Origin of the sequence: Streptomyces sp. NBC_01717, assembly GCF_036248255.1 — a bacterium.
Lineage (GTDB): Bacteria > Actinomycetota > Actinomycetes > Streptomycetales > Streptomycetaceae > Streptomyces.
Genome location: NZ_CP109178.1, coordinates 6,057,135 through 6,070,430, shown reverse-complemented (window position 1 = coordinate 6,070,430; position 13,296 = coordinate 6,057,135). Strand labels below are relative to the sequence as shown.

10 protein-coding genes and 1 pseudogene are annotated in these 13,296 nt (G+C 68.6%); 2 read left to right on the top strand and 9 right to left on the bottom strand.

Going from position 1 to position 13,296, the window contains the following annotated elements:
- Positions 1 to 138 precede the first annotated feature (138 nt).
- From OHB49_RS27425 to OHB49_RS27405, 5 genes are all read right to left on the bottom strand, one after another.
- The gene (locus OHB49_RS27425) at positions 139 to 864 is read right to left on the bottom strand and encodes a 2OG-Fe dioxygenase family protein (RefSeq protein WP_329163745.1); all 726 of its coding nucleotides are present in this window, start codon (positions 862 to 864) and stop codon (positions 139 to 141) included.
- 119 nt (positions 865 to 983) lie between these two features.
- On the bottom strand, positions 984 to 2,270 hold the full coding sequence (locus OHB49_RS27420) for an ATP-grasp domain-containing protein (protein ID WP_329163743.1): 1,287 nt from the start codon (positions 2,268 to 2,270) through the stop codon (positions 984 to 986).
- A 4-nt stretch (positions 2,271 to 2,274) separates the two neighbouring features.
- The gene (locus OHB49_RS27415; protein WP_329163741.1) at positions 2,275 to 3,531 is read right to left on the bottom strand and encodes an ATP-grasp domain-containing protein; all 1,257 of its coding nucleotides are present in this window, start codon (positions 3,529 to 3,531) and stop codon (positions 2,275 to 2,277) included.
- A 48-nt stretch (positions 3,532 to 3,579) separates the two neighbouring features.
- Complete coding sequence (locus tag OHB49_RS27410) at positions 3,580 to 4,776, bottom strand: MFS transporter (protein WP_329163739.1); 1,197 nt, start codon at positions 4,774 to 4,776, stop codon at positions 3,580 to 3,582.
- 75 nt (positions 4,777 to 4,851) lie between these two features.
- Positions 4,852 to 6,144 (bottom strand): ATP-grasp domain-containing protein, encoded by a 1,293-nt coding sequence (locus OHB49_RS27405; protein WP_329163736.1) that lies wholly within the window; start codon positions 6,142 to 6,144, stop codon positions 4,852 to 4,854.
- A 142-nt stretch (positions 6,145 to 6,286) separates the two neighbouring features.
- On the opposite strand from OHB49_RS27405, the gene OHB49_RS27400 reads away from it, so the two are divergent.
- The gene (locus OHB49_RS27400; protein WP_329163735.1) at positions 6,287 to 7,339 is read left to right on the top strand and encodes a helix-turn-helix domain-containing protein; all 1,053 of its coding nucleotides are present in this window, start codon (positions 6,287 to 6,289) and stop codon (positions 7,337 to 7,339) included.
- 250 nt (positions 7,340 to 7,589) lie between these two features.
- Entirely contained in the window at positions 7,590 to 8,639 is a 1,050-nt protein-coding gene (locus tag OHB49_RS27395; protein ID WP_329163733.1) for a LuxR family transcriptional regulator, read from the top strand.
- Positions 8,640 to 8,718: 79 nt separating this feature from the next.
- Here the strand turns inward: OHB49_RS27395 and OHB49_RS27390 are convergent.
- The 4 genes and pseudogenes from OHB49_RS27390 to OHB49_RS27375 form a co-directional block, all read right to left on the bottom strand.
- Positions 8,719 to 10,229 (bottom strand): annotated as a pseudogene (locus tag OHB49_RS27390) (uracil-xanthine permease family protein).
- A 115-nt stretch (positions 10,230 to 10,344) separates the two neighbouring features.
- Positions 10,345 to 11,580, bottom strand: coding sequence for an ATP-grasp domain-containing protein (locus OHB49_RS27385; protein ID WP_329163731.1), 1,236 nt, complete (start codon positions 11,578 to 11,580; stop codon positions 10,345 to 10,347).
- Between the two features lie 59 nt (positions 11,581 to 11,639).
- Positions 11,640 to 12,689, bottom strand: a complete 1,050-nt coding sequence (locus OHB49_RS27380; RefSeq protein ID WP_329163730.1) for an isopenicillin N synthase family dioxygenase — start codon at positions 12,687 to 12,689, stop codon at positions 11,640 to 11,642.
- A 17-nt stretch (positions 12,690 to 12,706) separates the two neighbouring features.
- Entirely contained in the window at positions 12,707 to 13,267 is a 561-nt protein-coding gene (locus tag OHB49_RS27375) for a TIGR00730 family Rossman fold protein (RefSeq protein WP_030977143.1), read from the bottom strand.
- Between the last annotated feature and the right edge of the window lie 29 nt (positions 13,268 to 13,296).

The window sequence follows — 13,296 nt, the reverse complement described above, 5'->3', positions numbered from 1 at the left end:
TCAACTCTGTTCGGGCCGGTTCCTGAGCTTGACCTGATCGGTGTCCGCGCACCGCGGGCGCGCCGAAGCTCCGCCGGGGGCTGAGGACTTGGGGAGGAGTCCATTGCCTCGGCGGAGCATTCGGTCGGGGTGTCCCGGTCAGTCTGCGAGCGGGAAGAAGTCGATCAGCATCATGTCGCGGATGCCCTCCGTGGCTCCGGGGGCCGGGGTGATGCCGGAGACGCCGTGGAAGACCCGGCGGTCGTCGATGACGATCGACTCGAGCGGATCGAGCAGTGTGGTCCGGAAGATCGGGTTGCGGTCGCGGTCGTACAGCTGCGACTCGCCCCCGGTGACGCCCTCGCGATTGATCAGCACCTGGGCGACGAAGTGGTGGCCGTCCTCGTGGATGCCCTCCGGGGCGGGCAGCGAGGCCTCGTCGCGGCCTGCGGTGATCCGGATCTGGTGGACGCCTATGGCGGCGTCGGACCGGTCGATCTTCCCTGGCAGGTTGTCCAGGAAGGTGAACACGACCGTCTCGAGCAACGCGGAGGCCGCCACGTCCTCACGGAGCGGTTCGAAGTGCCGCTGGACGCCACCGAACAGCGAGTTCACCTCCTTGGACTGCTCGAACACGATCTGTCCGCTGGGCACCAGGCGGTCGTCGGCCAGGTGGAACTGGCTGTACCTTCGGCGGCGGAACGTCGCCCCGTCCTTGAGATATGCGTCGACCGGCAGGTCCTCCCAGGACGAGGTGAACTCCTTGCGCTCCCACTCCGCGTGCCGGGCCAGGGCTCGGCGGAGCAGGGTCGCGGAGAAGTGGCGGAACGGAGTCGTCCCGGTGGCGGTCGCGGGGGCGGGGGCGATGGTGGCTACTGCGGACATGGTGAGCTCTCCTCTTCGTGACTGTTCTGGCTGAACAGACCTCTGGTGCGGCGATGACTGGTGGAGGTGTTCCGGCCGCTGCGGCTTCGGCAACCGGATACGGGGAGCGGCGAGCCCGGTCAGCCCCTGCTCGCGCCGGCCAGCTGACCCTGGGGCGCGCCGGCCTGGTCCGTGGGGGTGGCCGGGACGCCGGAGACCCGGAACGCCGCGGCGGTTGCGACGAGGGCCTGCTCCACGTCGCGGCTGGTCGCACCCCGGAAGCGGAAGCGGCCGCCGACGTGCTCGTAGTACGCGTCGGCCAGCGGCAGGATGTCGCCGACCTCCAGGAGCGCCTCGGCGTACGGTCCCGGGGTGCTGCCGACCATCGAGGTGACCTCGGTGATGCGGCACGGCCGCGCCCCTGGGGCCGGGATCAGCAGATAGCCGCCGATCTCCTCGGGACTGCCCATCTGCCCTCGGGGAACGGGGCGTTGGAGCTGGAGCTGGAATGCGGCATCCATCAGGTCGTAACCGTGGAGCTCACGCCAGACGAAGGGGATCTCGGCGCCGCCGACCCGTGCGCCCACCTCCAGGAAGCTGCAGCGGGGGCCGTCCGGGGTGTCGTTGACGAAGAGTTCCAGGTGGAAGACGAGCGGGTCGCCGGAGAGCGCCCGGAGGTAGTCGGCCGTGCTCTCGCCGATGGCCCTGTTGACCGCCTCGTCGTCCTCCTCGACGGAGCCGAGGAAGTCGCCCGAGCGGAATCCCAGGCAGGTGTTCACATAACGCGAGGCGCGCCAGTGCTGGATCTCGCGGCCGGTGAAGACGCCGTCCACGTGGTAGATCCGGCCGGGGTTGAAGGTCTGCACCATCATGGGCGTGTCCGCGAGGTCGACGGCTAGGACGTCCTCGGGGCCGTCGAGCTTGACGACACCTTCGCTCGAACTGCCCATGACCGGCTTCAGGATGAGCGGCCAGCCGTGCTTCGCGCCGAATTCCAGGATGGATGTCCCGTCGCCGGCGAGGGTGAAGTCCGGCAGGTCGAGGCCGGCTTCCGCGACGGCGGTGGCCATGAGGTACTTGTCCCTGAAGCGGGCCAGGTGGCCCACCCGTTGGCCGGGGCAGTTCCACTCCTCGCGCAGCTCGGCGGCGATCAGGAGATCGTCCTCCTTGAGGGCGACGATCGCCTCGGGGCGTCCGTGCCGCACGGCGAGCACCCTGAGTGCGGCGCGCACGGCCTCCAGGTTGTCGGTCCGGTCCACCACCAGGATGTCGCCCGCCGCCTCGGGTACGGACGGCAGTCCCACCTCCGTGGTGATGTAGGAGACCTGGTGGGTGGTGTGGTCGAGGTATTCGGCATAGCGGGCGTACTGCTCGCGCCAGCGGTTGATGACGACAATGTGTGGCTGGGCGGCGTTGTTCGCGTTCATGGGGTCAGGACTCCTCGGAGAGTGCGTACATTCCGTCGCCGTCCAGGTAGTGAATGGTGTTGATGTCACGCATGACGACTTCCTCGAGCTCGTGGAAGAGCCGCACGAAACCGACGTAGGTGCTGTCGTTGACCGTGGGGACGACCGTGCCGCCGAGCGGGACGAACTGCGACAGGTCGTGGAAGCTTTCGAGCTCCTCGATCTCCTTGAGGTGGCGCAGCGACTCCAGCCGCCCCGCCTTGGCGGAGACCAGGCCGACCGAGGCGAAGTACCGCTGGATCTCGTAGTCGTTGTCGTGGCGCTCGTGGAAGCGGTCCGGCCGCACGAAGGCGTCGACGGTCCAGTCGAAGGGGGACTCGCCGGTCGCCAGCTGCACATAGTGCGGCAGGTCTCCGCCGCAGATGCGGGCGCCCATCTCGATGAGTACGGGCCCTGAGGGGGTGAGCTTCAGCTCGATGTGCGAGGGGCCGTGCCGCACGCCCAGCGCGTCAAGGACTTCGAACGCGTACGGGACCAGCTGGTCCTGTGCCTCACCGTGGCGGGGCAGCAGATAGCAGGAGTTGCTGATGTCGTGAACGCCGTTCACGGAAATGCGGGTGGTGGCGATGATGTCGGTCACATGGTGCTTGCCGTCGCGGCTGACGGTGTTGACCATGTACTCGCCGCCGAAGAGATGTTCCTGGGCGACGACGCCCTCGTTGCGCTGGCTGAACAGATTTTCCGCGCCGGTGAGTTCGAGGAAGGCGGCCGCGCTCTCCTCGGGGGTGGCGCAGAACCTGACGCCGTCATTGCCCGCGCTCTTGAGCGGTTTGACCACGACGCGGGTGCCCAACTCCTGGTGCCATCGGGCCAGTTCGTCGGCACTTGTGGCGAGCAGCTGCCTGGCTCCGCGCACTCCGGCGGCCTTGATCGTCTCGATCATCGTGAACTTGTCGCGGCGGGCGGCGCTGAGCTCCGTGCCGTTGGTCGGCAGGCCCATGGCCTCGCTCAGCCGGTCGGCGAACTCGACGCCGAACTCGCTACCGGCGAAGACCGCCACCGGTTCGTACGCGCCGGCGGCCCGTACGGTCTCTTCGAGGTCCCCGGTGTGGACGATGTTGTCGGCGTAGAGCGTCAGGTCGAGGGAGCCGGCGAAGGCCGGCGGGATCTCAGGGGTGCTCTGCACCCGCACGCATGCGTAGCCCGCTTCGTGGAACTCCGGCGGGAAGAACCGGGCCGGGGCGAATGCGTCGACGATGACGACGTAACCCTTGGTGTCCATTCAGGTCTCCAACTGCTGTGCATGAAAGGTGATATGAGGTGTCTGCCGTCAGGCGGCGGCGTCGGCGAGGACCGGTGTGTTCTGCGGCTCGGCGGCCGGCCTGCGGGCCAGCCAGGCGGTCCAGCCGAGGGCGACCCCGGAGAGGGCGGCGCTGGTGAGGCCGATGACCACGAAGGCCCAGAGTGGGCTCCTGGCGTCCTGGATCGCCCCGGACAGGGGGGCACCGATGCTGTTGCCGAGGGTGAGGGAGGCGCTGTAGATGCCCATCACGACGCCCCGGGCCCCGGCCGGGGCCAGCCCGCTCGCGGCGCCGCCCGTCGCCGCGAAGGAGGGCGAGCAGAGAGCGGCCGGCAGCACCATGGCCAGGCACAGCAGGCGCCAGTCGCCGGTGGCGAAGCCGCCGACCACGGTCGTGAGGCCCACCAGTGCCGAGACGACGGCGAAGTGCGGCGGCCGTTTCAACGTGCCGTACAGGAGCGCGCCGATGAACGAGCAGAACCCGCAGACCGTGAGGACGAGGCCGGCCCATTCGACCTGGCCCGAGTCGCGCAGCCCGCCCACGATCGCCGTCTCGTAGCCGGCGGTCGCCAGAGTGGTGGCGGTGGTGGCCACGAGGACCGGGACGAGCGCGGGCTTGAACCACTCGCGGAACTTCATGCGGGGGGCGGGCTCGCTGCCGGTCTCCTTGGCGGAGTCGCGGACCTGGGGGTTGAGCAGGGCAAGGCCCGCCCCGGCGAGGGCGACGATCAGGCCGAGGCCCCGCATCGAGACGTCGCTGGAGACGGCGGTCGCCACGGTCACACCGAGCGCCGGGCCCACCATGTACGAGATGTTGGACGTCATGGCGTCGAGCGCGAAGGCGGTGTGCCGCTGCTCCTCCGGGATGGCGACGGCGAGCCTCAACCGCACGACGGCGAACCCCGGGAGGTTGAGGAGTCCGCAGCCGACGGCGGCCACCGACAGCACCCCGTAGGACATGCTGGGGCCGATCCCCCAGAAGAGCGCCTGGCCGGTCAACGAGACGATGAGCACGGGCCGTACGCCGTACTTGTCCATCATGCGGCCCTGCACCGGACCGCCGACCGCCACTCCCACCGTCCACAGCGCGATCACCAGGCCGGCGGCGCCGAAGCCTCGGTCGAGGCCGAACACGACGCCGAGGTTCATCACGACGGGGATCGCCACCACCGCGATCTTCGAGAAGAACCCGAGGAGCATGAGCAGGCCGATACCTGGTTGGCTCACGACCTTGCGATAGCCGTCAATCCGCATGGCTGCCTGCCGTTTCCTTCATCTCTTTCTCCCACACTTCGGTTTTCGTCATACCGTTGCCACGGCGGTCGTCGCCGCCGCCTCCGCATCGGCCACCCCTACGGCCGCCGCGATCTGCCGCAGGAATGACCGGTCGGTGAATTCGTGGCGCTGCCAGAGCGATTCGAGCTTCGCCGGGAGTTCCGCCCGGTCGTCGAGCTCGCAGGTGATGATCACATTGGGATGGTCGATGCCGTCGATATTGAGCGACTGCGTCCGTACGACATCGAGTTCGCCGGTCACATCGTGCACGAATTCCGGGGAGAGTTCGCGCACCGGGAACTGCAGGCACACCCGCTGGAGACCGTGCCCGTGGTCCGCCTCGTCCGGCCAGGTCCCGTCCAGGATGGAGAGCAGGCAGTCGTACGTGTTGAAGTCGGTGGAGGCTATGCAGGGGGTGGTCGTTCCAGTGACCCGGGGGTTGATCTCGAGAATCCGGTAGATTCCGTCCTCGTAAATCATGTCCAGACCGACCGCGCCGTGCAGATCGAGGGCCCGCGCGAGCTTCTTGAGTTTCTCGGCCACCGGGGCGAATGCCAGATCCGCCTCCCGGCGCGGTGCCACATAGCGCAGCCGGCCGAAGTTGAAGACCGGGCCGGTCTCCGCCGGACCCTGCCACACCACCGGGTGGACCACGTACTGTCCGCGGGCCCCGACCACTTCCACCGAGCAGATCTCACCGGAAACACAGCGTTCCAGGATGAAATTTCCGCTGTGCGGTTCGGTCAAGTGCCGTTCCAGTTCCGCTTCGTCGGCCAGCGGCACCATGCCGGCGCCCATGCAGTCCCAGAGCGGCTTGCTGAGCACGGGATATCCCATGTCGGCGGTCTGGATCAGGATCGAGTCGACGTACGCGGGAATGCGCAGGCCGCGACCGGCGAGTACATCGCTGTCCACCAGCACCCCGGGCGGAATGTCGAATCCGTGCTCCTCCAGCAGCCGCTTCGTCTCCCACTTGTTGGCGGTGAGGCTCGTGGCGGCCAGGCTGTGCGCCACCATGGGAATTCCCACGGTCTCCAGGCGGCGGCGCACCACCGAGTCACGCAGAGCGTTCTCGTCTGCGATGGAAAGGGAGATCACCCCGTCGGCGCCCCAGCCGATGACCTTCTTGGTGAGCTCGTCGGCGGATATGTCACCGGCTATCTTCTCCGATTCGCCGGGGAAGTCATCGGGTCCGCACTCGCCGTCCGTGTAGAAGAGTTTCGCTTCGGTGTCCTCCCGCTGGAGACGTGCCTCAAGGGCTGTGAGAAAAGGCTTTGTCTGCTGAATCTCAATGGATCGCAGGAATGCGATTCGGCGCATTGTTTCACCCTTCCGGGGAACCTCGGTCGTTCAGATCGACCGTGCTGTACAGCGCGATATGAAGACTTTGCCAGCAACAGCGGCTCAGTTGGAGAGATACTCGGTGTCCTAAGCTGGCCAGACCGGAAGAGGATCTCGACAAATGGCGCGTTCAGGGACACAACGCGGCGCCTCGGCGCTCATTCTCGAGCCAGTCTCGCTGTCCGTCTATGAATGGGCGCTGCGGAACGGCGGACTCCGCGACACCGACGACGCTGCGGCCGAATTAGGCCTGCCCATGGGCGAGTTGACTCTTGCGCGCGACAACCTACTGGAACTCGGATTGCTTGTGTCCAGTACCGACGGCGGCGAACTGCTGCCGGCGGACCCGGCGATCGCCGAGATGCTCGCCCGGGCACCGTTGGAGCAGGAGATCCGGCAGCGGCAGCAGGAACTGGCCCGCATGCACGCCCAACTTCGGCCTCTGGCACCGCTGTTCGCGGAGCACAGCCGCGCCGGGCGCACCTCGGACGGGCTGCGCTCCTTCGACGATCCCGCCGAGGTGCGCCGTGAGTTGTCGATGATGACCCGGCTGTGCACCGAAGAGATGGTCTCCATCCAGCCGGGCGGCGGCCGCGACCCCGACACGCTGAGCTCGATCGTCGCGGAGAGCCTGTCGATGCTGGAGAGGGGAGTGCGGCTGCGCACCCTGTACCAGCACACCGCCCGGGCGAGCCTCTCGACGCAGGCCTATGTGCGGTCGGTCTCCGTGGCCGGGGCCCGGATCCGCACCACCGCCGAGGCGTTCGACCGGATCATCGTCTTCGACCGGGAGACGGCCTTCGTCCCTCAGCCCCGTGCCGCGGGCCGGCCGCAGGGGGCCTCGGTGGTCACCGACCCGACGGTGGTGGGTTTCCTGTACCGGATGTTCGAGAGCCTCTGGGAGTCGGGCCGGCCCTTTGACGCCCATCAGGCCGAATTCCAGCCATCCACAGAGGAGTTGAAAACCTCGATCCTGCGCCTGATGGCGACCGGCCTCAAGGACGAGGTGATTGCCAAGCGGCTGGGGATGGCGACCCGGACCTTCCGTCGGCACGTGAAGGACATCACCGACGAGCTGGGGGTCGAGAGCCGCTTCCAAGCCGGTTTCCGCGCGTGGCAATTGGGGATTTCACTGGGAGAAAGCGACGATCCCGGCACATCCGGGACGGATTGACGCGCCGGCGGTTCCGGCGGGCCGGCGGCTCACGGCTTCACTCCTGGCCGGCATCCGACGGCTATTTGACATCTCTGTGAAATAGGCGCGTTCTGTTCACCGCTCCGCGGACGAACAGGCACAATGCCCATGCAGCAGGCACACAACCCCGCTCTGTCGGCGGCGGATTCGGCTCACCATCGGCTCGGCCCGTGGAAGCTACAGTCCGCCTCCTTCTGCGTGATCACCAATACTCTCAACGGAGTTGGCTATGTATCCGGCAAAGCCAGTGGTGCCCATACCCAGCACGAAGGCGCGCGCTACGTACGTCGAACTCCTCCGGAAGGACTCGGGTGCGCAGTCCGAGCAGGAGCAGTCGGGCGGCCCGTCGGAGTGCCCTGAGGACGGAATCCGCGAGGATCGCGAGCTCATGGATGAGCTCCTGGCCATGGGGATGGTCCGCGAGGACGCCTCCTCCCCCTCGCGCTTCGTCGCGGTGGAGCCCGGCATCGTGGAGGCCCGGATCGGAGCGCTGCTGCGCTCTTCCGCGCTGACCATGCTGGAGGAGGCCCGGAACCTCACGGACCTGCTGCGACCCCTCATCGTCGACTCCCGGCACACCGCGGGGCCGCAGGGCGGCGAGTCCATCGTCCGCATCCAGGGCAAGGCCGCGATCAGCGCCATCGTCAACGAGAGTGTGCAGCAGAGCACCTCGGCGCTGTTCACCGCCCAGCCGGGGGGCGGCCGGCCCAAGGCCACGCTCGAGCAGATCCGCCAGCAGACCGCCGAGCTGCTCGACCGCGGGGTGGAGGTGCGGACGCTCTACCAGCACACCGCCTGGCACGACGGGCCCACCCGTGAATACGTGACCGAAATGACCTCGCTGGGCGCCCAGGTCCGCACCCTCGACGAGTTCTTCGACCGATTGATCATCGTCGACCGGAGCATGGCATTCGTCCCTGCCGACACCGAGCGGGACCAGGCCGTCATTATCAGGGAACCGGCCGTGGTGCGTTTTCTCACCGAGGTGTTCGAGCGCAACTGGCAGCGCGCCAAGCCCTTTCAGGGATCCCGGACTCCGAATGAATCGAGCCATATCAGCGCCGTGTTACGCGAGACCATTATCAGGTGCCTCATCCATGGGGACAGCGACAATGCCATCGCCAAGAGGATCGGGCTCAGCACCCGCGCGTACGCCACCCACCTGGCCAAACTCAAGGCCGACCTCAAGGCCGAGAGCCGCTTCCAACTCGGATACCGGCTCGGCCAGTTGGCCAGTGGCGGCCCGTCTCCCGAAGCAGGCGAAACAGCCGGGGTGTGAAGTGACCCTGGGATCACTTCACACCCCGGCTGCAGTTGCGCCGTAGCGACGGTCGGCTGATGCGTTTCGCTGTCCTGGTCTAGGAGGCCGTGACCGCCGGAGTCGGGCTGGGCTCGAGGAGGGCGGGCGCGGGCTCCTGGACCGGGGCCGGCACGAGCCGGGCGGCGGGAGCCGGCGCAGTGGGCGCGGCCTCGCGCGTCTGCGCGACGGCTGCCGGACGGGACTCCGGAGCCGACTCGGCGGCAGGACGCCGCAGGGCCGCCAGTACGTGGTAGCCGAGGAGGGTGACGAGGGTGCCCAGGGCTATGCCGCTGACCGAGAAGGTGTCCGTCACCTTGAGCGAGACCCCGCCGATGCCCAGCACCGCGCCGGCTGCGATCGGGACCAGGTTCACCGGGTCCGCGAAGTCCACCGATGACTTGATCCAGATCTTGGCGCCGAGCAGCCCGATCATCCCGTACAGGACGACGGTGATGCCGCCGAGGACACCGCCCGGGGTGGCCGCGACGAGCGCGCCGAACTTGGGGCACAGGCCGAACAGCAGGGCCGCGGCGGCCGCCATCCAGTACGCGGCGGTCGAGTAGACCCGGGTCGCGGCCATCACCCCGATGTTCTCCGCGAAGGTCGTGGTCGGCGCGCCGCCGACCGCCGAGGAGACCGCCGTGGCCAGTCCGTCGCCGAGGATGGCACGCCCGAGCACCGGGTCGAGGTCGGACCCCGTCATCTCGGCCACCGCCTTGATGTGTCCGGTGTTTCCGCCACCAGGGCGATCACGCCCGGCAGCACGAGGAGCGCGGCGGACGCGGTGAACGTCGGTGCGTGCATGGTCGGCAGGCCGAACCACGGGGCCGAGGCGGCCTCCGAGAGCTGCACCCGCAGATGGCGGGTGACCTCGCCGGTGGCCCCGGGCGCGGTGATCGGGCCCGCCGTCCGGTCCAGCACCCACGAGAGGACGTATCCGAAGACCAGGCCGACGAAGACCGCGAGCCTGCTCCAGAATCCGCGCAGCAGCACGCCCGTGACGACGACCACGCACATGGTCGCGAGAGCCACCCACTGGTCCTGGGGCCAGTAGATGTCGGCCACCACCGGCGCCAGGTTGAGCCCGATGAGCAGGACCACCGCGCCCGCCACGACGGGCGGGAACGCCTTGTTGATCAATCCGGGCCCGGCGAAGTGGACGATCAGGCCCACCGCGGCGAGCACCAGCCCCGCGACGAGGATCGCGCCGGTGACGGTGGACGTGGTGCCGCCGGCCGCCCGGATGGCCGCCACCGCGCCGACGAATGAGGCGCTCGTGCCGAGGTAACTGGGGATCCGGCCCTGAACCACCAGCAGAAACAGAACGGTCGAGACTCCGGACATCATGATGGCCAGGTTCGGGTCGAGCCCCATGACCACCGGAAAGACGAATGTCGCACCGAACATCGCCACCACGTGCTGGGCTCCGAGGCCCACCGTGCGCGGCCAGGAGAGCCGCTCGTCCGGCATCACCGCGGCGCCCGGTTGCGGTGCCCGGCCGTCGCCGTGCAGTCGCCATCCGACACCGAGGGCCCGGCGTGCCGGACTCGGACTCTGTGTTCCCTTCATGGTTCTCGTTCCTCCGGTCATGGGCAGGCCGCCGCACCGCCGGGGCGGCGGCACGGCGGTGCCGTTCAAGGGGTGGGTGCGGAGAGTGGAGACAGCCGGTCTCTCCGGGAGGGGCTCAGCTCTCGATGCAGCTGGAGATGCCCGCGATGGCCTCGTCGGCGCGGGCGTCGGCCTGGTCCGGTCCCGAGGCCAGGACGATGACGTGGCCGAGACGGGTGTACTTGGAGTGGGTGCTGCCCACCAGGTCGCCCGGCTCCGCGTAGGAGCGGACGGCGATGACGTGCGGGCTGGCGGCGAGGCCGCTCAGACCGCGGAAGACACCGTGCCGCGGGGTGTTGATGAACCGGAGCGCCACCGCACCGCTGCGGGTCGGCCGGGTGTCGGGCAGCTCGCCGAGGACGGCCTGGAGATAGGCCGCGGCCACGCCGACGCCGGTGGCGTGCTCGATCATCTCCATGACGGGTCCGTCGGGCGGGCCCGCGCCCACCTCGATGAGCCGGGGACCCTCTGCCGTCATCTTCAGATGGCTGTGCGCGATGCCGTCCCGCAGCCCGAGGGCCGCGAGCCCGCGCTCCACGGTGGCCAGGATCGTGATCCGGCTCAGCTCGTCCACGTCGGCGGGCAGAGTACGGCCGAGCTCCTCGCTGTTCCGGCCGCCGGTGGAGATCCGGCGGACGATCGCCAGGTGCGTGCAGCCGCCGCGGTGCAGCACGGTCTCCACGCTGTACTCGGCGCCTTTCAGGTGCTCCTGGATCACCGCGACGGCGTCGAAGCGGATTCCGTAGGTGATGTCCTCGCGCCATTTCAGGGCGCGCCGGACCGCGCCGGGCAGTTCGTCCGGCGTCTCGACGAGGGTCAGCCCGATACTGCCCGAGCCCTCGGCCGGTCTGACGACTACCGGGTAGTGAAGGCCGGCCGACCGCAGCCGCTCCTCGGCGGCCTCGGGGGAGACGACCGCCACCGTGCGCGGCCCGGGCACGCCGCGCGTCCGCAGGGTCTGCGCCATCTGCCACCTGCCGCGGGCGGACCGCGCCGTGGCTGGATCATGGCCAGGCAGTCCCAGCCGGTCTGTCAGCGCTGCGGCGACCGGGGACAGCGTCTCCCGGCCGACCGCCACTCCGCCGATGCCTTCCTGGGCGCAGTACTCGGCGAGTTGGTCGACGGCGTACGCCGTGCTGCGGAAGTCGGTGAAGACGGTTCCGGCGAGCTGCTTGCGCAGTTCGCCGGGACAGCTCCGGTACAACTCCCGGTGGGTCGCGATGTGCAGGTGGATCTCGAGGGTCTGGGCCGCTCCCACCAGCTGCTCGGCCACGGCGCCTTCGGCACCCAGCAGCAGAACTGCTCTGGCCATGGTGTTCTCACCTCGCTTTCGACGGCATCTCGTAGTTCGCGGAACTCTTCGCCCCGGACTTACGCGCCATACGCTCTGCTGAACTTACCGATGATGTAGTCGCCCGAGCGCACCGGTTGGTGCCTCGGCGGATTGAGCGGACCGGTGCAGGTGGGGATGCACTCGATGAGGGCGTCGTAGGCCGGCTGGTGGAAGAAGGGGACCGAGTAGCGTTCCTTTCCAGCCAGTTCACGCGGCGGATTGACCACCCGGTGGACGGTGCTCACCCATCGATTATTGGTCCAAATGGCCATCAGGTCACCGATGTTGACAACAAAGGAACCCTCGATGACGGGCACGTCGAGCCACTGGCCGGCCTTGTCGAGGACCTGCAGGCCGCCCGGGGCGTCGTCCTGGTAGAGGATGGTCAGGCTGCCCCAGTCGCTGTGCATTCCCTTGCGGAGCTGCCCGGGTGCGGGGGGCTCCGGCTGCTGCGGGTAGAAGTTGGCGGTCAGATTGGTCATGTGCTGCTCGATCTTGTCCTCGAACCAGTCCTCGGGCAGATCGAGTGCAAGGGCGAACAGCCGCATGATGTCCGCGGCCAGCACCTCCATCGCCGCGTAGTAGGACCGGTACGCCTCGGTGAAGCCGGGCAGTTCGGGCCAACGGTTCGGGGTCCGCAGAGCCGGGTCGGCGTCGGCGGGCAGCGCCCGGTCGGCATCCGGCTCTCCCAGGCGGTTGACCGTGAAGGTCTCCGAGATGTCCGGCAGCGCCCGCTCCTGCTCGACCTCGGCCTCCGCGTTGGAGGCCGCGAGGCTGCCCTGGCGGCCGAATCCCCGCATCAGCGGGTCGGCCGGGACGGCGAGCAGTTCCGCCTTGGTCTCGGCCGACAGCGCGAAGAACTCCCGGGTGGCCCGGTACATCTCCGATATCGTGCGCTCGGGCACGCCGTGGCCGACGATCACCAGGAAGCCGCTGGTACGGCAGACCTCGTCGATCACCGCGGCCAGTTGCCGTTCCGCCGCCCCGCCCGACCGTGCGGAACTCAGGTCGATCACCGGGACATAGCCGTCCACCACGGTGACCTGCGCGGCCTCGGGGGCCGCACTCTCCACATTCAGTACCGACATCGCTCCTACTCCCGATCTCAGCCCCATCGCGGCGGCGGGGGCTCCCACTGGCTTACAAGGTCGAGGAATTCGTTCGCGTCCCCGACGGACGCGAGGGTGCCCAGCTCCTGCTCGCGCAGGAATCCGCCGGCGGACATGCGGCAGATCATCCGCAGAAGCCGGTCCCAGTAGCCGTCCACGTTCAGCAGCGCCATCGGCTTTCCGTGCCGGCCGAGAATGAGCCAGGCCCAGGCTTCGAGGATCTCCTCGACGGTGCCCACCCCGCCCGGCAGCGCCACGAAGGCGTCCGCCAGGTCGGCCATGATCTGCTTGCGTTGGTGCATGGTGTCGACAATGTGCAGTTCGGTCAGGCCCTGGTGGGCGACCTCGGCGTCGACCAGGTGTTTCGGGATCACTCCGGTGACCCGGCCGCCGGCCGCCAGGGCGGAGTCGGCGACGACCCCCATGAGGCCGGCCGCTCCCCCGCCGTAGACGATCTCGTGCCCCTCGGCGACGAGTTGCTTGGCGAAGGCCGCGGCGGCTTCTTGGTAGATGGCCTGGTTCCCCAGGGCCGAGCCCGCGTAGACCGTGATTCTCATGGCAGGAACCTCCGTCGGATCGCGATCCG